This is a genomic window from Sedimenticola selenatireducens (assembly GCF_007625115.1).
Lineage (GTDB): Bacteria > Pseudomonadota > Gammaproteobacteria > Chromatiales > Chromatiaceae > Sedimenticola > Sedimenticola selenatireducens_A.
The window spans coordinates 196,262-216,091 of the sequence record NZ_VMNH01000009.1 but is presented as its reverse complement, the minus strand read 5'-3'; the positions used below and the strand labels follow the sequence as shown (position 1 = coordinate 216,091).

Below are 19,830 nucleotides of genomic sequence, written 5' to 3'. Positions count from 1 at the left end.
ACTAAGATGACTACATTAGAGGCACATTAAGTGCTCATTTACTGGCCGATCACGGTCATATCATCCGAGGGAGACAATAGCGATGCATAAGAAAATACCACTTTTACTGTTGGCATCCATAATTTCACAGCCGCTTTTTGCTGGAGAGGATGTCGTCGAAGCCCGTGGCCTGATCAAGCAATTCGGCTCAACCCTGAAAGGTCAACTGGTTAGCTCTATGAAAGAGGGAGGGCCGGTAAAGGCCATCAAGTTCTGTAATGTCAGAGCACCCGGGATTGCTAACGAAATAGCCGCCCAATCAGGCTGGGAGATCGGCAGGACCAGTCTTAAAATACGTTCGCCAAGTAACGCACCCGACGCGTGGGAACTCGGCGTTCTCGAGCAATTCGAGATCAGGAAGGCCAGTGGCGCGGACCTAGCCACACTTGATTTCTCAGAAGTTATCGAGACCAATGGGAAAAAGACATTTCGCTACATGAAGGCTATCCCAACTGAAAAGGCCTGTTTGAACTGCCATGCAGCCAAAGTATCACCCGAAGTGGAAGAACAACTGAAAGCGCTTTACCCAGAAGATGAAGCACGAGGCTTTAATGAAGGTGATATTCGCGGCGCCTTTACCTTAAGCAAACCGCTCTAACTCCGTCAATCATGCCAACAGGCGCCGTATGGCCCCTGTTGGCATATCGAGCACTGATTCCCGCAATTATTCCACTTAGGGTTATACTTTGGTTCAGATAGGTACATGACCAAAGCGGTTAAGGAATCTTACCCATGCCAGTACAACGCTATGACATCTATTTTTCCGGAAAGATTATCGAAGATGCTGACCTGACTACTGTTAAACAAAAAATCGCAAAGCTATTTAATGCGGGTGACGAGCAACTTGATTATCTCTTTTCCGGGGTGTCGGTAAAAATAAAAAATAACATTGATCAAGATACGGCCATCAAATATCGCGTGGCCTTCAGGGATGCTGGAGCCTTGGTGGAGATACGCTCTGCCGACCCTATCGACGCCGCACAACCAGAAGCAGCGGCAAACAGTAACCGCCATGACCACCCTGAAACTGCCATGACACTGCTACCGCCCAATACTGGCAGCCTAATCGATTGTGCTCCCACTATTGAACCTGCTGATATCCCCAACACGGACTACCTGACACTGGCAAATTCAGGAGCCGTACTGGATGAGTCCCCAACGCCTTCCCCCGTTGATATTGACATCAGCGAACTTACTCTGGCACCCGCCAACAGCGGCACACTGGAAGAGTATCAGATCAAGAAGCAAGCCGCCCCTTTGCCCGACATCAGTCAGCTACGGATTGTCGAGACCAACGACTAAGTTAGAGATCATTGGAACTGATAACGCAAAAAGGCCGCCCAGAAGCGACGGCCTTTTTTCACTACTGATTGATTGGTACGCTATGGCAACATCATGCCACGGATCATGTAATAGAGCAGTGCGGCCATCAGGCCTGATACAGGTACCGTAATCACCCAAGCGGCGGCAATCTTAAGTAAGGCCGATCGTTTGACCAGTTCATGTCTATAGACCTTGCGCAGCCCCTTACGCTCTTTCTTGGTCAGCGGCGCATCATGTTGCGTTTTTGCACGTTCTTTAAGCTCAGCCAACATCTCCCCTTTTCGTGTCACTGAGGCCTTCTTGAACTGCATCAGATAGGCCTCAATAGCCACCGGATCATCATCCTGATGATGCATTTTGATCTCTTCCACCATCTTGGCATAACTGGTCTTAATGAACTCACGCAAGAAACCAACGCCAAATATCCCCCCCACCGCAATATGAGTGGAACTGACGGGCAATCCAAGCTGGGTAGCTATAATCACCGTAACTGCAGCAGCCATAGCAATGCAAAAGGCCCGCATCTTATCCAGTTCGGTAATTTCACTGCCCACAGTCTTGATCAGTTTTGGGCCATACAACGCCAGACCAACGGCTATACCGAGTGCACCCACCATCATCACCCACAGTGGAATCGATGCCTTCTTTACAATACCACCATGCATTATGGCATCATTGATTGCAGCCAACGGCCCTACTGCATTTGCCACATCATTGGCACCATGGGCAAAGCTCAAGAGGGCAGCAGCAAAGATCAACGGCAGCGTGAACAACTTGTTGATACTCTGTTTCTCATTGGGCAGTTTCTCTGCCACCCTGGTAACAAGCGGGCGAACAAGAAACAGCACCATGACACCCACCACAAAGCCTATCAGTACGGCTGAACCAAACTCCACCTTCCAGATTTTCTTGAAACCCTTCAGTACGATATAAGTCGAAAAAGCCCACGTCATCACACCCACCAGCAGCGGCACCATCCGCTTTGCAGCGGCGATCATATCGTCCTGATAGGTGATTGTTCGCTTTATTAAGAGGAGAAATGCAGCGGCAATTAGCCCTCCCATGACTGGCGAGATGACCCAGCTTGCGGCAATGGCACTCATCTTGCTCCAGTTGGCAATACCCATACCTCCGGCGGCAATACCGGCACCCAATACGCCCCCTACAATGGAGTGAGTAGTTGATACAGGCGCACCCAAAGCAGTAGCGATATTCAGCCAAAGGGCACCTGCCAGCAGTGCCGCCATCATTAACCAGATAAATGCATCCGTACTCCCGATGGCGGAGGGATCAATAATGCCTTTCTTGATCGTGCTAACCACATCACCGCCAGCGATAAGCGCCCCCGACGCCTCAAAAATGGCTGCGATGACGATCGCCCCACCCAAGGTCAATGCCTTTGAACCAACCGCCGGGCCTACATTGTTCGCTACATCATTGGCTCCGATATTCATGGCCATATAGCCACCAATAACGGCCGCCACCATCAGCATGACATGCCCGGGAGTATCTAATCCCCCACGGGTACCGATAAACAACATAATGCCGACAATAAACAGCAACGCCACGCCAATACGGAATAGTTCTTGCCTACCTTTACTGGTCGCTTTCTCAAGATTCGTTATGTTTTGAAGTTCCATAAAACCCAAAATTTCGTTAGGTTAGTTACCGGCATGAAGCAGACCCTAATATACTCATCATGCCACCCATAAATGTGAAAGATAACTGTAACATTTCTGTAATGCGAAAGCCGTATATGTAAACCAGTAACACGAAGAAATACCGCAGAATTGATCCTTTAATTGATTATCATCAGTGGAAATGTGGCCCGCTGTTTGCTTTACTGAAACATAACTGGCGAAAAAGCACGCTCAAGTCAATTTATTGACTCACATTTGGAGAATAATCATGGTCAGCCTACTCTCAAACGACAAAATTTTGCCGCAAGTGAATGATCGAAACAGCTCAGCTGCGGAAAAACGTTCGGGTACCGGACTGGAAAATAATACGGGATCACCTTCAGCAACCCCCGCTAATGACACCGTTGAGTTAAGCGGTACTGGGCGACTGGTGAGCCAGGAAGTGAACAGCCCACGCAGCGGCAATGTTACGAACCAAGAACAAGCCATGACACTGGCTCTGAGAATCAAAGAGACGATCCAATCATCTGCCAGCAGCGCCCTGAAAGCACACGGTCAAATTGAGAGCGGACAATTAACCAGCCTACTGGAAGCTTCTGCCGCATAGCACCTATCGACGGCGATGTCTTTCCGCAGGGGTATTGATTTAGGTGCGCCCTGACTCAAGCCGAAGCTTTTCTAACGCAGGAACTGCACCAATCACTACCAACACATCCCCTGCGTCCAGCTTGTGATTCAAGCCACTGCTGGCGAATATAAACTCATCCCCCATTTCCCGATCGACCACGCCTAGTACAATGAGATCATAGCGCCTGGAAAGCTCCAGATCACCCAGCATACGTCCATCCATGAATGACCCCTGAATTACAGTAATCTCTGCCAAATTCAAATAATCCTGGCCGTAAACGACTTTTTCAATGGTTTCAGCGATCAACGGCCGCTTGATCATGTCATAGATCTTGCGGCCACTGATTTCATAGGGATCTATAACCTTATTGGCCCCTGCGGCCTTCAGTTTTCTTGCCGAGTCGGCTGATTGTGTCAGTGAGATCACTTTGATATCTGGGTCAATGGATTTAACCGAGATAGTGAGAAACACGTTTTCGGCATCTTCTTCAAAAAAGGCGAATATCACTCCGACTTTTTTACCAATACCCAATTTGACCAGCTCTTCATCATCTGAATAATTAGCCATTCTGGTACTAAAGCCGCGATCTGCCATAACTGCCAACGCAGCCTCATCGCTTGAAACCAACAACAGATCCCAGTTTCGATCCTTGAGCTGCAACGCTACCGCAGAACTGAGGGAATTACTGCCGAAGATTATCACGCGTTCCCGCATATCAAAGCCCTCCACTCTCCAGGCGATCCTTGAAATGGGTAATACTGTACTCATGCCCAATAAGTACCAGCAGATCATTGGCACTCAAACGAAAGCCCGCTTTGGGGTTGAAGTGAATGCGGTTCCATTTCAGATCATAGGCCACAGTATCCTGATCGGGAACTCGATCAAGATGACTGATCACACCAAACAGAATGAGTTTGTAACTGACAAAATCCACATCACTAATCGGTCGTCCAATCAAGCATGAGTCAGGGCGTATGGTCACCGTTTCCAGACTGATGCCCTTCCGTCCTGACAGAATGCCGTGAATCGCCTCAAAGGCCACGGGCTGACCAATATATTCACCAGCAATGGCGCCGACTGCCTTGAAAGGGGCAACAGTATGATTTGCTCCGGCTTGGTAGAGTTTTCGAATAGAGGCCCTATTGTTGGCCCGGGAAATTATTTCAATATCTGCATTCAGATCACGCGCAGTCAACGTAATGTAGACATTCATTACATCGTTCCCGGTGAGACAAAGAATTCTCTCTGCACGCTCCTGAATGCCCGACTGCACCAACAGTTCACTGTCCTCAGCACTACCCTGAATACCCAGATAACCAAGCCGCTTGGCATACGCAATGACTTCAGCATCGGGATCAATGACCACAAAGCGATCTCGGCTGGCAGCCAAGCGTTCTGCAACTACTTGTCCCACACGACCAAAGCCACAAATTATGATGTGCTTTGTTTTATGTTTTTCCAGCTCGGCAAATACGCGGTTATCACGTAGCTCACTCATTTTTTCAGTAAAAGCTGAGACAATGACTGATGTGGTAAAAGAGATCACTCCAATCCCACAGATAATCAGTACCAAGGTAATCATCCGGCCTTCAGTGGTCTGCGGAGTGATATCACCGTAACCCACTGTGGATATGGTTACCACCGCCCAATAGATCCCATCAAAAAAGTGCTCAATCTCACCGCCAGCATTTCTCGCCTCAAAGAAATAGATCGCAGAGGCCGCGGTAAATACAACAAACGCCAGGAAGATCGCCAAGGTATAAAACTCAAAACGCTTTTCAGAAAGTACTTTGACAAACTCATTGATGCTACGAGCATAGCGAAACAGCTTGAACAGCCTGAATAACAGGAAAATGCGGAGAAAACGGAGAGGCCTATAACTCGGAATGATAGCCAGAAGATCAATTATAGCAAGCGGGGTTGTCATGTAATCCCACTTTTTCTGTAAAACCTCTTTTACAGGAGGTCCAAGAGAAAACGGTAGATTAACAAATTCAGCTCGTTCGTAATGCTCGATGAATACCCTGTGGATGTTGTTATAGAGCCAAAATCTGAGCAAGTACTCCGTTAAAAAAATCACCACCGCACAGAGTTCGAAAATCTGCCCTGGCAATCCAAGATCCTCTTTCACCTCATAGATCAGTACAAACACACTGGAAAGTACCAGTAATATCATAAAGATATCGAAGTAGGGTCGAATGCGCGCTTGTGGATTTTCTAGAAGATTATAAAAAAAGTGTTTGGTACGCTTGTAGCGAGGGGAGTCTTCCAGGCGATAGCAGTGTTTTATTATAGCTCTGGATAGCGACATAATCTGATACAAAAATGCCTTAAGAGTATCCCGAGCATAACCGATTTACGGCAAGGCAAAAAGCACAATCACCAACGAGGGTCGTTAGTCTGCACCGGTCTCCATGCGTTCAACCTCAGCGAGTGTGACCACTCGGCCATCTGTCGTTGTGAATTTCCGGCCTTCGATATCCCCTTTATAAGCCTGATACTGGGATGATTGTCCGCTACGGGTATCAATGACATGAATGGAGACTAACTGATAGGCATCACGCCATTGGTGATAAAGATAGAGGCTAGCCCCAATCAGCATCAGCAATACCGCGCCTGCTGCCAGCAACTGGGGCATACGTTTAGCACGCACATCTCTACCCGGTGCTTTCAGCACACGCGGTTCAGGTGCATACTGGTTCAAACGGCGCTGACTTCGCATTCGCAAGGTCAGAAGCGCCCCGGCAATCACCAATGCAGTTAAAAGAAGTTTAAGGAACATGGGCGCGTACCTTAGCATGCGGTCACTATTGGCGCTATTATTGAAGGCGATGAATCAGAAAATGCGGTAACTATGAATATATTGAAGTTTTTCTTACTTGGATGTGCACTTTTTCTATCCGGTTGTTCAGAACCTGATAAACCCACTATCTCGCTCAATCTGGCGGTCGAACGGGGAGATATCAATCAGATTGAACGCCATATTCAATGGGGCAGTGACATTAATCACGCCAATGTGCAAGGGGAAACACCCTTGCACATTGCGGCGACCCAAGGCAGCTACATCATTGTAAAACTACTGGTCAGTAAAGGCGCCAAATTGGACATCCCGGATAAACAGGGAAATAGCGCCTTAGTACGGGCTGTATTAAACGGACGCACCCAAATCACGGAATATTTGATAAAACAGGGCGCGCAGCACGATCAGACACAACTCCTCCATGTCGCTGTGAGCGCCGGTGTCACTGATCGGGATATCATTCCACTCTTGATTGATTTAGGCGCTCAGATCAATGAACAGAACTCCGCAGGCCAGACCCCACTGACAGCTGCGATAGCCGCTAATAATCGGGTACAGGTAAAATTATTGATTCAGAATGGCGCCGATGTAAATCTTGCAAATAAAGCGGGTGAACCCCCCCTGGCCGCTGCCACTAAGCAAGGCGATCAAAACATCATTCGTCTACTGCAGGCCAATGGAGCCCAGTAATCGTCGCTAAAAACAGGTTACGGCTCGTGACGAAACCCCTCACATCTGTTAACTTGCCGCCTCAGCCTGAATATGCAGGCCGATTTAAAAATCTATCCATCTTCCGGCCAAAATGGCCTTGAAACTCAGGACTAGCAGCTATGGCATCGACCGTTGAAGAACTCTCCATTAACTACTCAGAAGACGGGATCGACGTCGTAAAAGAGTTGGACAAAGTTGTACTTTCCAAAGGGGCCTGGTCAACCGTCATGTTCCGCTATCAGGAGTGGAACCGCTCTAAAGGCGAATACAGCCCTGACAAATACAGCATACGCCGCTATCAGAAACGTAACGGTGAGTATCTGCCAAAATCAAAATTCAACATATCTAGCAAGGCCCAGGCAGAAGCCATCATCGAAGCACTGAACAAATGGACCGCTGAGTAATCCACGGAATATAGACTGCCGGTCTCAATACATTCAAGAAAGAGGCCGGCTCATGCTTAGACCAGGCGAATAACTGCAGGCCAGTCCGCCAGCTCCGATAAAATCTGCTTTTTTGCGGCATCAACCGTTGGATCGACCATAAGCCTCGCCAGCTCCTGCTGGAAAGCTTTCAGTGTGATGCTACTGCCCCCTTCAGCATTTGTCAGCCGATCAACTCGATACTCCTGCCAACGCACCACCTCTGATGGAGAAAGCGTCTCTGGCCAGTTACGAGCGCGATAACGGAATAGCATCTCTGGCAAACGTGGATCATCAAAGGCCACCGCCATTTCCGCCAAGGCCTCCGGCGTGGCGGTGAGTATTCGATTCATTCGATTGCGATCATCCTTACTGAAGAACGCTCCCGAATAGAGGCTTTGATCCGGATCAGTAATAGGCTCAAACTGCTGTCGCGCATGAACGGCCTGTATCTTCTTCGCCACCCCTCCGGCCAGCTTTATTCGCTCAAGATAGGCCAACCCCTGTTGCAAATCGATACCCCAGCGCTCCGCAGCCTGATCCGTCAGGGTACTCATTGGCACTACAACAGGGCATTTATTCAGATGAATCGTCTTGAGTGGGATACGCTCCACACCAGGCGGTAGATGCTCTCGGGGCGTAAACAACCGCATCTGAATCTCCTCCTCGCCTAACTGAATCAGCGGATCGGGATCATAGCCCAGGTCATAGACAATCACGCCATTCGGATTGGTTGGGTGCCTCGCCAGTGGCATGACCATAGCAATGCAACCCTTCTCGGCTGGATACATAGAGGAGACATGCAGTACCGGGGTCTGCTCCTGTAAATTCAGCAATTCGCCTACTGTGCGCTTGTTGCGCAGTGACAAGAGATAGCTGAACAACCGTGGTTGATGCTGTTGTATCAGCTTGGCCAGCTCAATGGTTGCATACACATCGGACAAAGCATCATGCGCCGCTTGATGGGCAATGCCATTCGCTTCAGTCAACGCCTCAAGACGAAAACTGACTGCCCCATCCTCGCGCCTTGGCCAAACAACCCCTTCCGGCCTAAGGGCATGAGTCAACCGGACCATGTCGATGATATCCCAGCGCGAGTTGCCATTCTGCCACTCCCTCGCATAGGGATCGTGAAAATTTCGGTAGAATCCGAACCGCGTAAACTCATCATCAAAACGGACACTGTTATAACCTACGCCACAGGTACCCGGTCGGGCTATCTCAAGATGAATCATAGAGAAAAACTCGGCCTCATTGACCCCCTGCTCCAGTGCTTTTTGTGGTGTTATCCCTGTCACCAGGCAAGCCTCAGGTTGTGGCAATAGATCATCGGATGGTTTGCAGTAGACGCTCAAAGGCTTGCCGATGACATTCAGCGCTGCATCCGTACGAATCCCGGCAAATTGTGCGGCCCTATCCTTACGCGGATCGGCACCCCAGGTCTCATAGTCATGCCAGTAGAAGGTGAATGTCATTAATTGCCTATGAATTATTCAATTGGAGGGAGTGACACTATATTGAAAGCTTTTCATCAAGGAGGCAACCCAATCAACCTTTTGACACAGACAGCATGGGAATCTATTGTGGCTCTGTTCATGTGGCTAGAATAAGGGGAATAACATGCCGCACGTCATGGGTGATTTCCACATCAAGGGTTTGACGATGCGTTATAGCAGCTTCATCCCCAGACTCTACAACTTTTGCAAATCACTTGGGTTCAGGCCCGGTCAGATTATGCCCTCCCGCGCTTTCTGCTCCGATGAGAGTCAGGGTTTTCCAATTATCCTGATTGCCAAGCACTTCGGCACCTTCCCGTTCAACCATGGCATTGTGGGAGGAGTGGTCGCTACCGATCGCCACGCCCCACATGCCGATCACGGCGAAGATCTGGTGATCATACAGGCCAGCCATGTGGGATACGATCCAGAGAAAGATCAATTCGGCAGTTACCGCCGTCTACAGCGGCATGACCATGAGTCAACTGCCGCCTGCGGTAAAATATGCAAAATTCTTGAATGGTATAGCGCAGAATTTGAGTTTGCTAAAAACAATATCGCCTTCACGCTGATTAATGATAAACCGGCTGTCATTATCGATAATCAGCTACTTGATCATGAGCGCAAGCAAGGGTTAATACTTGATTTAAAAAAAATTATTGATGAGGCTCCACCGAGCAGGTTATTACCACTGCAAGTGTTCAGTACCTCAAAGGCCTTCTACTTGAGTCAGTCGTTTCTACCCCGACTTGCGAATCTTTCATTAAAATCCGGAAGCAAACAGGTGATTGGCGAAATATTGCGTGATGATTTATTCCACTTTAGAAGGGAAAACATTGTCACGAAAGAGGGCATAAACCATCTCGAAAGTAACCTGAGCAAAAGCATGCCACAGATCCTTACTGCCCCCTTCCCTACCCTAGCCGCTGCACAAGTGAATTCGCAAATAGAATTTGACAGAACCTACCGCTCCATCATCCGAGAACGAGAGTTTAGAGGAAGAAATCTGCTATTGATCTCCGGCATCAATATCGACATTTCCCCCAGCGAGGGACAACTGTTTCCGCTCACCAAGTTTGTACCCTGGGCAGCCCATTATCAGTTAGAAAATGGGGATCGAGCGACACTTGAACAGCGGGATATATTCGACAGACTTAATGCTCAAAGCCCGGAAAACGTGGATAAAGTCGATCTTGAAAGCGCTATTCAGATCATGGAGCAGACAAAAGGCATTGAACTCCCCGTAAGCGATTAATTTCCTGACAAAGCCGCCCCCGACCATTCGCGGCCTCCACGGCATAAGTTCATCCCTGGACACAAAACACCCCGCCGAAGCGGGGTGTTTGAGTACAGGGCAAATCCAGATTAGCGTTAAATCTTCTCGCGGATACGCGCTGCCTTACCCGTACGGCCACGCAGGTAATACAGTTTGGCGCGGCGGACATCGCCACGACGTTTTACTTCGATAGCGGCGACAGCCGGGCTATAGGTCTGAAATACACGCTCAACACCTTCACCGTGGGACATCTTGCGAACGGTAAATGAAGAGTTTAGACCGCGATTTTTCTTGGCGATGACCACACCTTCGAAAGCCTGCAGGCGCTCGCGGGTACCTTCGACAACCTTCACCTGTACTACAACGGTGTCACCGGCGCCAAAATCGGGAACCTCACGGTTCATCTGCTCGGCTTCAAGTTCCTGAATGATATTACTCACGATCGTATGCTCCTGTATTTCAGTCAGCGCCTTTCAGCGCTTCAATAAACTCGTTTAATAAAAATTCTTCTTCCTGATTCAGGGTTCGCCCTTCCAGGAGATCTGGCCGTCTCTGCCATGTCCGACCCAGTGATTGCTGAAGCCGCCAACGGCGAATCAACTCATGGTTCCCGCCAGTCAACACGGAAGGCACCACGTCACCCTCAAAACTCTCGGGTCGCGTGTAGTGGGGACAATCCAGCAAACCGTCAGAAAACGAATCCTGCTCAGCCGAATCAGCATCACCTAAAACACCCGGAAGCAGTCGTATAACCGCATCCATCAGGACCAGTGCTGGCAACTCACCGCCACTCAACACATAGTCACCGATTGACCACTCTTCATCTACTGAACGACTTATCAATCGTTCATCTATCCCTTCATAACGTCCGGCCAAGAGTATTAGGCCATCACGTTGGGCAATCTCATGGGCTGCCTGCTGACTAAATCGCCTACCCTGCGGAGAGAGATAGGCCACCTTGGCACCGGGAGTAGCGGCCTGTGCCTGTTGGATTGCGGCCCTTAAGGGTTCAATCTTCATCACCATGCCAGGACCACCACCGTAGGGTCTGTCATCCACAGTCCGGTGGATGTCATCGGTGTAATCCCGAGGGTTCCAGAGCCCTAATGAGACCTGCCCCCGTTCCACTGCACGACCGGTTACTCCCTGACCGATCATCGCCCTGAACATCTCAGGAAATAGGGTGACCACGTCAAAACGCATGCCACACCTCAAAAGTCTGGATCCCAATCAACAGTGATTAAATCACCGTCCAGATCGACCTCTTTAATTACCTGACCGATAAAAGGCAGGAGATGATCTCTCTCTCCCTTTACCATCATTACGTCATTCGCACCGGTCTCAAACAGGTGATCCACCCGTCCAAGCTCAACACCCGTTTCAGTAACGACTCGTCGTCCTTCAAGATCACTCCAGTAATACTCATCTGGAGAGATTTCAGGCAACTGATCACGCCTGACAGCAATGTCAGCGCCTGTAAGTTCTGCTGCCTGGTCGCGGTCATCGACCCCTTCCAGTAAAGCGACAAGCCCCTTTCCCTGAGCCTTGCCCTGCTTCAGCTTATACTCTTGCCACTCCCCCTCCCGAAATAAAAACCAGGAAGGGTAGTTTAGGATGTTCTCTTTTGGAGACGTGTGGGAGAAAACCTTCACCCATCCACGCACCCCGAACAGACCCGAGACACGACCCAAAACAGCCCAATCGGTCTCGTTTTTATCTACCGGCGCACTCATTTCAGTTCCCGGTCACTGGTTTGCATACCCGGCAACATGCACAGGCCCACAAACCAATCAGGCTGCAGCTTTTGCCGCTTCCTTAACCAGCTGTGAGACCCGGTCAGTCGGCTGAGCACCCTGGGAAACCCAGTGGCTAATGCGCGCTTGATCCAGACGCAGGCGCTCTTCTCCGCCCGTTGCGATTGGATTGAAGAAACCCAGACGCTCAATATATTTGCCATCGCGTGGGCATCTGCTGTCAGCGACTACGATGTGGTAGAACGGACGCTTTTTAGCTCCGCTCCGCGAAAGACGAATTGTTACCATGCCTAACCCTTAGAATTTAAAAAATCTGCCACGCACCGCCGGCCAACCAAACCGGCCGGAGTGAAACGGGGCATTCTACTCGTTTTAGAAGAAAAGTGAAGTGTTTTTCTTACTTCAAAACCAACAATCGCAGACTTTTATCAAGTCATATGATTTACACTCAAATCAGAATGGAAATCCTCCTCCAGGCGGCATTCCACCGGGCGGCATACCTCCACCAGGGCCCATTTTTGACTTGAGTCCTCGCATCATCTTGGCCATACCTCCGCCCTTCATTTTTTTCATCATCTTCTGCATCTGGGTGAACTGTTTGAGCATTTTGTTCACCTCTTGCACCTGAGTGCCGGAGCCAAGGGCGATACGACGCTTGCGGGAACCTTTGATTAGATTGGGGAATCGCCTCTCTTGCGGCGTCATTGAATTGATAATGGCGATGGTACGAACCAATTCCTTATCATTGACCTGATTTTTTACATGGTCAGGGATATTTCCCATTCCCGGTAGCTTATCCATGAGCTTGTTCAAACCGCCCATATTGGACATCTGCTCCATCTGATCCCGGAAATCCTCCAGATCGAAGCCTTGCCCCTTATGCAGCTTCTTGGCCAGTTTTTCGGCCTTGGCCTGATCGACCTTACCCTGAACCTCTTCAACAAGGGAGAGGACATCACCCATGCCGAGAATCCGCGACGCCATACGCTCCGGATGAAAAGGCTCCAGGGCTGTAGTCTTTTCACCCACACCCAGGAACTTGATCGGCTTGCCAGTAATTTGCCGGATTGAGAGGGCTGCGCCACCCCGTGCATCACCATCCGTTTTAGTAAGAATGACACCGGTAAGCGGCAACGCATCATCGAAGGCCTTGGCGGTGTTGGCCGCATCCTGTCCGGTCATGCTATCAACCACAAACAGGGTTTCGACGGGAGAGATCCCAGCATGGAGCTGCTTGATCTCGTCCATCAGGGACGCATCAATATGAAGACGACCTGCCGTATCCACAATCAGCACGTCGACAAATTGTCTACGCGCCTGATCAAGCGCCGCCTTGGCAATGGCCAACGGCTTTTGCAACGTAGTACTAGGATAAAATTCAGCCTCAACCTCAGCAGCCAAGGTCTTGAGCTGATCAATAGCCGCCGGCCGATAGACGTCACAACTCACCACCATGACGGACTTTTTCTGAGTCTCTTTCAACCAGCGCGCCAATTTCGCCACACTGGTCGTTTTACCCGAGCCCTGCAGGCCCGCCATCAGTATCACCGCAGGCGGCTGGGCAGCCAGATTCAACTTGGCATTGGCCTCGCCCATAACCCGGACAAGCTCATCATTAACGATCTTGATCAACACCTGCCCAGGGGTAAGGCTCCGCATCACCTCTTCGCCCAGCGCCTTGGCCTTGACCTGATCAACAAATTCACGAACAACCGGAAGTGCAACGTCCGCCTCCAGCAGAGCCATGCGGATCTCTCGTGCAGTTTCCTGAATATTTTCTTCGGTCAGACGACCCTGCCCACGCAACTTATCGAGCACGCCACCTAATCGATCTGTCAGATTGTCAAACATGCCTAAACTGAGCCTCTCACAAAAAATTTATCGCATTATATATGGAAACGGTGATCCACGCGCCCTTGATCCCATCAACGCTCAATGGGTGTTTTAACCCGGCATGATCTAAGGTATCGCTATAGCGCTAACCTGATCTAACGCATTACGCTCAATCCAAACCTATATTATGCTCAAATCTAGCAGGGATAGCCCGAATCTCTGGTGTTTCGGGCTGGCCAGGAATAGGGTAACTATGCGATTATCTCGGCCCATATGAACCATACTATCGTCGCGTTTCTCGCTATCATCTGCTATCTGGTTAGCGGGATTATCATTGCTCTCAGACTCTTTTCTGATAGAACAGGAAAATCCCTACCTCGCTTCATTGGCATCACTGCCGGTCTGGCTGGGGTAGCGCTGCATGGGATACTGCTTTATCAGAGCATGAGCAGCGAGGGTGGGGTAAATCTCAGCTTCTTCGGCGCCTCGTCGCTGATTGCTTGGACCATCATGTTGCTACTGATGCTCTCTGCCCTGACCAAACCGGTCGAGAATCTGGGCATCACCCTGCTTCCACTGGCCGCATTGACTATTGCCTTAGAGATGCACTTTCCAGCCAATCACATTCTGGCCGCTGACTCGCCCTGGGCATTAAGAATCCATGTACTCATATCACTGTTGGCCTACAGTATGCTCGCAATGGCCAGTGTTCAGGCAGTTTTATTAGCAATTCAAGATTATCAGTTGCGCCACAGGCATCCGGGCGGATTTATTCGCGCCCTGCCTCCTCTACAGACCATGGAAGCACTGCTGTTTGAGATGATTGGTCTCGGCTTTGCGCTACTCTCTATCGCACTGCTGAGTGGTTTTGTCTTCCTGGAAAACCTCTTCACCCAACACCTGGTCCACAAAACCATCCTATCGATAGTGGCGTGGCTGGTGTTTGGGACACTGTTATGGGGACGCCACCGTTTTGGCTGGCGAGGCCAAAAGGCCTTAACCTGGACATTGAGTGGGTTTGTGGTACTGATGCTGGCTTATTTTGGCAGCAAGTTTGTATTGGAGTTAGTACTCAGTGCTTGAGTGAGCTATTGCCCAAGCTCAGAACAAATTCTAACTGCGGGCGTTGGTATGATAGGCCTTGGTGGCCTGGCGACCGTGGTTCAGCTTACCCAGAGCGGCGCTAATCTCTTTTTGTTGCACAGAAGCCAAATGCAGGAGCTGTTTATCCAGGTAGAGTATGGATTGGATCTGACTGGCCGTTTCAGCATGATTCATATGATCTACGTCTAGCGGAAAACTTTCTGTTACAAGCTGTTGGCGCTTCTGCTGTAACGCCCCGACCTGCTCCCATTCACCGTCTTGAGCCAGTGAAAGCATTGCTTGGCTAAGGTCTAATATCTGCTCAATCATTTCATACAGCTGACTGTCGATTTTCGGTATCCAGCTGGGTTGGTATCACATCCCAAGCCGACTTCACCTCAAGTAACAGTGAAGAAACCTCATCAAGAATTGTCGGATCATTCTTGGCACCCGCCTCTCCTAATCGACGAACCATATAATCATAAAGATCATCCAGATTGCGCGACAACTCTCCACCAGCGTCCATATCCAGACTGCTCTGCAAGCCACTAATTATGGAAATAGCCCAGCTGATAAATCGTCCCTTGTCTGCCAATTCATTGCGCAACATATGGCCTTTTGCCGCGGCCATCTTGTCCAGTGCGCCTTCCATTAACATCTGCACAAGACGATGGGGGGTGGCGCTCTCAACTCCGGAAGACACGCTAACACTCTTGTACTGAGAGAGCGCGCTATTCACCCGAGACTTTGCCATAATTACTTCCTCAACAACCAGCAACTCGCTGATTAAAAATTAACTTTTATTAAGTGTCAGATTGGCTATGCTTTCCAACTGACTGGTCAAATAACTGCTTGTCGTCTGCATACTGGACATCAATGTATCAAGTGACTCAAACTGACTGCGTAGCCGAGCCTCTGTTGATATCAGTCGCTGTTCCATCAGACTCCTGTTACGGGTAATCGTGGTCACTTCACTCTTGGCGCCATTAACAATGCTGTCTATGACACCACCGCTTTGAAGGAAGGAGTCCAGCATACCATCCATTCTTACATCAAAACCTTTACTCGTATCAGAGAAGAAACTTATCACACCCTCAATATCATCTGTCATTGCAGTTGAAAGCTTGGAACTATCAAACGTCATCCCGCCACCCTCTTTGGTGGTCACGCCCAGCTGTGAGAGATAGGAGTAACTACCCAGTCCGGTTTGCCCTGCATTCATAATAGAGCTTAGCTGAAACTCAATACTCCGCATCACACTGCTGTTACCGGTTCCACTGGATGAGATTGATTTAACCTGATTTAACACATCATTTAGTGATGCGACAAAAGTATTCATTGCTCCAGTTGCGCTACTACTATCAGCATTAATAGTAACGCTGGCGCTACCCTCTGTTTTCAAATTCAGGGTGAGCCCTGCAACGGCATCGGTAATGCTATTACTGCTACGGGTAACCGGCACACCATCAATGGTTACTGACGCATCCAGCTCGGCTTCTGTTGCCAGCAAAACGTCATCACTATCCCTATTAAGCATGGAGAAGTTAAATGTCGAGGCATTGATCGCCCCGCCATAGGAGAGTTGTACGCGGTTATCATAGCCTGTATCAGACGCCGTCAAGGTCAATGTCTGCTGACCACTGTCTCCGGTAATCAGACCAGCTGTGACCCCTGTGGTATTCAACTCGGCATTGATGGTTGACTGGATCTGACTCAGGGTCTGGGCTGTTGAAAGATCAAGCGTGAAGGTTTTGCTATCCACCGTTAGGATCATTTCATCGCCTGCAGCCCCACCAAAGGTAGCTGTATCGGCAAATGCAGTGGAACCCACTTTATGGGCCTGAGCCAGTCGATTGACGGTCACCGCATAATTGGCGGATGTTGCAGTGGAGCTGGATGTCGCCGTAAATACGGCACTATCCGATGATTGGGTTGAGGTCGCGCGGAAGGTATCTTCCTCACCCAGCGCGGTCAATGAAGACTGCAGACTGGAGAGTGCGCTCTTGAGGCTTCCCATGGCTGAAATATTGGCCTGTACTTCAGCCTCTTTCTGATTCAGCAACGTCAGAGGGCGCTCCTCAATCGCCATCAGACTGGAAATTATCGAGTTGACATCCAGTCCTGATCCAAGACCGGGGGATGAAATGGCCATATTGGCCTCCTCGTTAAGTTGCTGCTATTGCCATCTACTCTTCAGGGGTCGTAGTCAAGCCGCCTTATAGCCCTGAAAAGTTTTCATCGACCGGGCGGGCGGCTTGACTACGACCCCGCCACACTTAAACAATGGAGACATCCTTGTCCCCGGTATTTCTTTACGCTTTGCCCTGAAACAACAGAGAGACTCGATCAGTTGCACTATTAAATATAGCTTCACTGGTCTCCTTGAGCCTTCTTTGCATATTCAGGACTTCTTCTGAGGGGATACTCCGAATTGTCTGTCCCGACTCTTTGTCTATGACCTTGACAATAGTCTTCCCACTCTCTTCGTCAACAGAAAATTCCAGCTGTCGCTGGACAGATTGAGCAAACTCATTCAATTGACCTAACGCTTCATCAAGCGCCTGCTCATCCACCTTTTGCGATGACTTTTCAGCGGCCTTAGTTTCACTATCAGGTAAAGGTTGTACAACCTGGGCCACCGATTCGACATCAGAACTCTCTTGTACCTTCCCGGTACTACTGCTTGGAGCTCCTTTTGGCTGGGTAGTCAAGCTACTCAGCACACTTTGAGAGATTTGATTTACCATGGCGATCACCTAGTTTACAGGGGATGAGGTTACTTTATGGAACCTCATCCCGTGCTCCTTTACTGGAGAAGTGACAGGACACTCTGTGGCAGAGCATTCGCCTGGGAAACCATCGCTATACCTGCCTGCTGCAGGATCTGCGCCCGGGTCAAATTCGCCGTCTCTGCAGCAAAGTCCGCATCCAGGATTCGAGAGCGTGCAGCACTGAGGTTCTCAGAGGCTGTGCTCAAGTTAGCCATGGTGGATTCAAAGCGGTTCTGCACCGCACCCAAGTCAGCTCGACTACTGGAGATCTGAGCCAAGGCACCATCCACAACAGCGATCGCAGAGTTGGCTCCTGCCACGGTTGAGATATCAACCGCACTGAGCTTGCTCAGCGCAACGGTCAATGAACTGAAACCGGCATCAGCAAGACCCGAGCCAGAACCTGTTAAAGTGAAGGTTTCTGAAGAATTCAAGGTCAACGTGCCGCCAGTAGTATTGGCAAGTGTTCCAGCTATATAATCAGCACCGCCCGTCGCGTCCTGTGTCACAGTCGCATTTGCGCCTGTAGTAAAGGCCCTGGAAACGCTACGGCCAAGAGTTGCATAGTCACCAACTCGACTATCCGTAATCGTGAAAGTATCGGTACCATCAGAAACAGCTGTTAACGGAACCAATGCAGCCGCGGTAAGAGAATCAGCTTTAGCATCATCGAAAGCATTCTTTAATGAATCGACTGCTGCAGCCAGATCGGCCGCGTCATTACCGCTAGCATCATAAGTAACACTCACCGCAGTTGCACTAGTGACGGATATCGCCTCTGCAGCTCCGGCAGTAAAGGTAAAAGCAATACCATTGATCGTAACTGCATCGCCAGTTATAGGGCCAGCCGTAGAAAGCACAACCGTATCTGTACCAGCAGTAGCCGCCGTGCCACCAACTGTCGCAGTCAATCCTGTAGCATTCAGCAACCGGGTTGCACCTGCAGCACTACCAGCGGCTAGAGCTATGTCGCGCCCCTCACTTGATGTGAGAGTCAACGCACCAGTGCTTGTGCTGTATGTGGCACTTACACCTGTTTGTGAAGTCAAATTATTAATGGCAGTCGCAACATTCTGACCTTGCGCTGCACCTGTTGACTGCGCAGCGACCGCACCCAGGGAAATACCATTAATGGTCAAGTCGCCCGCGTTAATCGTGGATCCCGCAATCGGAGCAGCACCCGTTACAGTAGTGGTAGCGGTCGCGGTTACACCCGTAGAAGCAGATGCTGCATTAATAGCCTGCGCTTTAGCTGCCGCACTGGCAGCTGTCCAGCCAGGAGACTGTGTCGAAAGATCAGCAGAAGCACCAATCTGTGTTCCATTGATAGTCAAGTAATTCGTCGTTGAGAACGCGGTGGTTGATACAGCAGCACCTGCGCCACCATAGGAGCCCAATGTATCAGTCGTAGCACCGGCCACACTGACATTAATGGTCTGATTGGCGTTTGCACCCACCTGGAACTGTGATGCCTGGAAAGTACCGTCAATAATGTTCTGACCGTTGAACTGTGTGGTAGTAGCGGTACGTTGAATCTCAGAAAGGAGCTGATTCACCTCTGAATTCAGCGCTGCCCGGTCAGATGCGGAGTTCGTGGAGTTAGCAGACTGAATCGCCAATTCACGAATACGCTGCAAGTTATTGGATGATTCAGCCAACGCACCTTCAGCCGTCTGGGCCAATGAGATACCATCATTGGCATTTCGAATGGCCTGGTTAAGACCACGCACCTGGGAGGTCATCCGGTCTGTAATGGCCAGACCTGCCGCATCATCCTTCGCGCTATTGATACGCAAACCAGATGAAAGACGTTGAATAGCGGTATTGAGTGATGACTGCGATTTGGTAAGATTACGCTGTGCAGTCAAGGATAGAACATTACTGTTAATGACCTGTGCCATTGTCTTGCTCCTTATTCCCCTTTAGCTACCGGATGGGGTGCCCTCGGGGTCAGGTTGATTTTTAGCGGATATATCTGATCGCTGATCTGATATTTACCGCCTCCGATGTCTGTAACGGCCATTTCCATGGATTCTTTAAGAAAAAAAGTGAAA

The 19,830-nt window shown here is 49.7% G+C and carries 22 protein-coding genes; 7 read left to right on the top strand and 15 right to left on the bottom strand.

Translation table 11 applies throughout. The features are described from left to right. Positions 1-82: 82 nt before the first annotated feature. Together FHP88_RS09895 and FHP88_RS09890 are read left to right on the top strand one after the other, a co-directional pair. Complete coding sequence (locus tag FHP88_RS09895) at positions 83-637, top strand: Tll0287-like domain-containing protein (RefSeq protein ID WP_144358878.1); 555 nt, start codon at positions 83-85, stop codon at positions 635-637. Positions 638-771: 134 nt separating this feature from the next. Beyond that, the gene (locus FHP88_RS09890) at positions 772-1,341 is read left to right on the top strand and encodes a hypothetical protein (RefSeq protein WP_144358877.1); all 570 of its coding nucleotides are present in this window, start codon (positions 772-774) and stop codon (positions 1,339-1,341) included. A gap of 80 nt (positions 1,342-1,421) precedes the next feature. Here FHP88_RS09890 and FHP88_RS09885 read toward each other — a convergent pair whose 3' ends face one another. After that, the gene (locus FHP88_RS09885) at positions 1,422-3,002 is read right to left on the bottom strand and encodes an inorganic phosphate transporter (protein WP_144358876.1); all 1,581 of its coding nucleotides are present in this window, start codon (positions 3,000-3,002) and stop codon (positions 1,422-1,424) included. A gap of 268 nt (positions 3,003-3,270) precedes the next feature. On the opposite strand from FHP88_RS09885, the gene FHP88_RS09880 reads away from it, so the two are divergent. Beyond that, positions 3,271-3,609, top strand: coding sequence for a hypothetical protein (locus FHP88_RS09880; protein WP_144358875.1), 339 nt, complete (start codon positions 3,271-3,273; stop codon positions 3,607-3,609). Positions 3,610-3,648: 39 nt separating this feature from the next. Here FHP88_RS09880 and FHP88_RS09875 read toward each other — a convergent pair whose 3' ends face one another. The 3 genes from FHP88_RS09875 to FHP88_RS09865 all read right to left on the bottom strand — a co-directional run bounded on the left by FHP88_RS09875 (position 3,649) and on the right by FHP88_RS09865 (position 6,412). Continuing rightward, positions 3,649-4,344 (bottom strand): potassium channel family protein, encoded by a 696-nt coding sequence (locus tag FHP88_RS09875; protein WP_186297677.1) that lies wholly within the window; start codon positions 4,342-4,344, stop codon positions 3,649-3,651. A 1-nt stretch (position 4,345) separates the two neighbouring features. After that, a complete protein-coding gene (locus FHP88_RS09870) occupies positions 4,346-5,941 on the bottom strand; it encodes a potassium channel protein (RefSeq protein ID WP_144358873.1) in 1,596 nt (531 codons plus the stop codon). An 84-nt stretch (positions 5,942-6,025) separates the two neighbouring features. Then, a complete protein-coding gene (locus tag FHP88_RS09865) occupies positions 6,026-6,412 on the bottom strand; it encodes an antitermination protein NusG (protein WP_144358872.1) in 387 nt (128 codons plus the stop codon). Positions 6,413-6,484: 72 nt separating this feature from the next. Between FHP88_RS09865 and FHP88_RS09860 the strand changes: the two genes are divergently transcribed. Both FHP88_RS09860 and FHP88_RS09855 read left to right on the top strand, forming a co-directional pair. Next, the gene (locus tag FHP88_RS09860) at positions 6,485-7,120 is read left to right on the top strand and encodes an ankyrin repeat domain-containing protein (protein ID WP_144358871.1); all 636 of its coding nucleotides are present in this window, start codon (positions 6,485-6,487) and stop codon (positions 7,118-7,120) included. A 140-nt stretch (positions 7,121-7,260) separates the two neighbouring features. Continuing rightward, a complete protein-coding gene (locus tag FHP88_RS09855; protein ID WP_144358870.1) occupies positions 7,261-7,545 on the top strand; it encodes a hypothetical protein in 285 nt (94 codons plus the stop codon). A 56-nt stretch (positions 7,546-7,601) separates the two neighbouring features. On the opposite strand, the gene sbcB is transcribed toward FHP88_RS09855, so the two are convergent. Next, the gene (gene sbcB, locus FHP88_RS09850) at positions 7,602-9,038 is read right to left on the bottom strand and encodes an exodeoxyribonuclease I (RefSeq protein ID WP_144358869.1); all 1,437 of its coding nucleotides are present in this window, start codon (positions 9,036-9,038) and stop codon (positions 7,602-7,604) included. Between the two features lie 145 nt (positions 9,039-9,183). On the opposite strand from sbcB, the gene FHP88_RS09845 reads away from it, so the two are divergent. Continuing rightward, entirely contained in the window at positions 9,184-10,314 is a 1,131-nt protein-coding gene (locus tag FHP88_RS09845; protein ID WP_144358868.1) for a hypothetical protein, read from the top strand. A gap of 116 nt (positions 10,315-10,430) precedes the next feature. Here the strand turns inward: FHP88_RS09845 and rplS are convergent, their stop codons facing one another. From rplS to ffh, 5 genes are all read right to left on the bottom strand, one after another. Next, positions 10,431-10,775, bottom strand: a complete 345-nt coding sequence (gene rplS, locus FHP88_RS09840; RefSeq protein WP_144358867.1) for a 50S ribosomal protein L19 — start codon at positions 10,773-10,775, stop codon at positions 10,431-10,433. A gap of 19 nt (positions 10,776-10,794) precedes the next feature. Then, on the bottom strand, positions 10,795-11,538 hold the full coding sequence (gene trmD, locus FHP88_RS09835; protein WP_144358866.1) for a tRNA (guanosine(37)-N1)-methyltransferase TrmD: 744 nt from the start codon (positions 11,536-11,538) through the stop codon (positions 10,795-10,797). An 8-nt stretch (positions 11,539-11,546) separates the two neighbouring features. Beyond that, complete coding sequence (gene rimM, locus FHP88_RS09830; protein WP_144358865.1) at positions 11,547-12,068, bottom strand: ribosome maturation factor RimM; 522 nt, start codon at positions 12,066-12,068, stop codon at positions 11,547-11,549. 57 nt (positions 12,069-12,125) lie between these two features. Then, positions 12,126-12,377 carry a 30S ribosomal protein S16 gene (rpsP, locus tag FHP88_RS09825; protein WP_144358864.1) on the bottom strand — a complete coding sequence of 84 codons (252 nt, stop codon included), beginning with the start codon at positions 12,375-12,377 and terminating at the stop codon, positions 12,126-12,128. Positions 12,378-12,542: 165 nt separating this feature from the next. Then, the gene (ffh, locus tag FHP88_RS09820) at positions 12,543-13,940 is read right to left on the bottom strand and encodes a signal recognition particle protein (protein ID WP_144358863.1); all 1,398 of its coding nucleotides are present in this window, start codon (positions 13,938-13,940) and stop codon (positions 12,543-12,545) included. 255 nt (positions 13,941-14,195) lie between these two features. Here ffh and FHP88_RS09815 point away from each other — a divergent pair, with 255 nt between their 5' ends. Further along, entirely contained in the window at positions 14,196-15,005 is an 810-nt protein-coding gene (locus FHP88_RS09815) for a cytochrome C assembly family protein (RefSeq protein ID WP_144358862.1), read from the top strand. A 30-nt stretch (positions 15,006-15,035) separates the two neighbouring features. Here the strand turns inward: FHP88_RS09815 and FHP88_RS09810 are convergent, their stop codons facing one another. The 5 genes from FHP88_RS09810 to FHP88_RS19465 form a co-directional block, all read right to left on the bottom strand. After that, positions 15,036-15,335: a flagellar protein FliT gene (locus FHP88_RS09810; RefSeq protein ID WP_144358861.1), complete on the bottom strand. Its 300-nt coding sequence runs from the start codon at positions 15,333-15,335 to the stop codon at positions 15,036-15,038. Position 15,336: 1 nt separating this feature from the next. After that, on the bottom strand, positions 15,337-15,759 hold the full coding sequence (gene fliS, locus FHP88_RS09805; protein ID WP_144358860.1) for a flagellar export chaperone FliS: 423 nt from the start codon (positions 15,757-15,759) through the stop codon (positions 15,337-15,339). Positions 15,760-15,798: 39 nt separating this feature from the next. Then, positions 15,799-17,157: a flagellar filament capping protein FliD gene (gene fliD, locus FHP88_RS09800; RefSeq protein ID WP_144358859.1), complete on the bottom strand. Its 1,359-nt coding sequence runs from the start codon at positions 17,155-17,157 to the stop codon at positions 15,799-15,801. A gap of 160 nt (positions 17,158-17,317) precedes the next feature. Next, positions 17,318-17,752 (bottom strand): flagellar protein FlaG, encoded by a 435-nt coding sequence (locus FHP88_RS09795; RefSeq protein WP_144358858.1) that lies wholly within the window; start codon positions 17,750-17,752, stop codon positions 17,318-17,320. Positions 17,753-17,811: 59 nt separating this feature from the next. Continuing rightward, positions 17,812-19,677 carry a flagellin gene (locus FHP88_RS19465; protein WP_144358857.1) on the bottom strand — a complete coding sequence of 622 codons (1,866 nt, stop codon included), beginning with the start codon at positions 19,675-19,677 and terminating at the stop codon, positions 17,812-17,814. Between the last annotated feature and the right edge of the window lie 153 nt (positions 19,678-19,830).

Bases quoted from the DNA above. Each gene is read 5' to 3' on its own strand.
- FHP88_RS19465 (WP_144358857.1), bottom strand. From the start codon at position 19,677: ATGGCACAGGTCATTAACAGTAATGTTCTATCCTTGACTGCACAGCGT.
- FHP88_RS09865 (WP_144358872.1), bottom strand. From the start codon at position 6,412: ATGTTCCTTAAACTTCTTTTAACTGCATTGGTGATTGCCGGGGCGCTT.
- fliD (WP_144358859.1), bottom strand. From the start codon at position 17,157: ATGGCCATTTCATCCCCCGGTCTTGGATCAGGACTGGATGTCAACTCG.
- FHP88_RS09810 (WP_144358861.1), bottom strand. From the start codon at position 15,335: ATGATTGAGCAGATATTAGACCTTAGCCAAGCAATGCTTTCACTGGCT.
- FHP88_RS09855 (WP_144358870.1), top strand. From the start codon at position 7,261: ATGGCATCGACCGTTGAAGAACTCTCCATTAACTACTCAGAAGACGGG.
- fliS (WP_144358860.1), bottom strand. From the start codon at position 15,759: ATGGCAAAGTCTCGGGTGAATAGCGCGCTCTCTCAGTACAAGAGTGTT.
- rpsP (WP_144358864.1), bottom strand. From the start codon at position 12,377: ATGGTAACAATTCGTCTTTCGCGGAGCGGAGCTAAAAAGCGTCCGTTC.
- FHP88_RS09890 (WP_144358877.1), top strand. From the start codon at position 772: ATGCCAGTACAACGCTATGACATCTATTTTTCCGGAAAGATTATCGAA.
- ffh (WP_144358863.1), bottom strand. From the start codon at position 13,940: ATGTTTGACAATCTGACAGATCGATTAGGTGGCGTGCTCGATAAGTTG.
- rimM (WP_144358865.1), bottom strand. From the start codon at position 12,068: ATGAGTGCGCCGGTAGATAAAAACGAGACCGATTGGGCTGTTTTGGGT.
- trmD (WP_144358866.1), bottom strand. From the start codon at position 11,538: ATGCGTTTTGACGTGGTCACCCTATTTCCTGAGATGTTCAGGGCGATG.
- FHP88_RS09815 (WP_144358862.1), top strand. From the start codon at position 14,196: ATGAACCATACTATCGTCGCGTTTCTCGCTATCATCTGCTATCTGGTT.
- FHP88_RS09870 (WP_144358873.1), bottom strand. From the start codon at position 5,941: ATGTCGCTATCCAGAGCTATAATAAAACACTGCTATCGCCTGGAAGAC.
- FHP88_RS09895 (WP_144358878.1), top strand. From the start codon at position 83: ATGCATAAGAAAATACCACTTTTACTGTTGGCATCCATAATTTCACAG.
- FHP88_RS09795 (WP_144358858.1), bottom strand. From the start codon at position 17,752: ATGGTAAATCAAATCTCTCAAAGTGTGCTGAGTAGCTTGACTACCCAG.
- sbcB (WP_144358869.1), bottom strand. From the start codon at position 9,038: ATGACATTCACCTTCTACTGGCATGACTATGAGACCTGGGGTGCCGAT.
- FHP88_RS09880 (WP_144358875.1), top strand. From the start codon at position 3,271: ATGGTCAGCCTACTCTCAAACGACAAAATTTTGCCGCAAGTGAATGAT.
- FHP88_RS09875 (WP_186297677.1), bottom strand. From the start codon at position 4,344: ATGCGGGAACGCGTGATAATCTTCGGCAGTAATTCCCTCAGTTCTGCG.
- FHP88_RS09860 (WP_144358871.1), top strand. From the start codon at position 6,485: ATGAATATATTGAAGTTTTTCTTACTTGGATGTGCACTTTTTCTATCC.
- FHP88_RS09885 (WP_144358876.1), bottom strand. From the start codon at position 3,002: ATGGAACTTCAAAACATAACGAATCTTGAGAAAGCGACCAGTAAAGGT.
- FHP88_RS09845 (WP_144358868.1), top strand. From the start codon at position 9,184: ATGCCGCACGTCATGGGTGATTTCCACATCAAGGGTTTGACGATGCGT.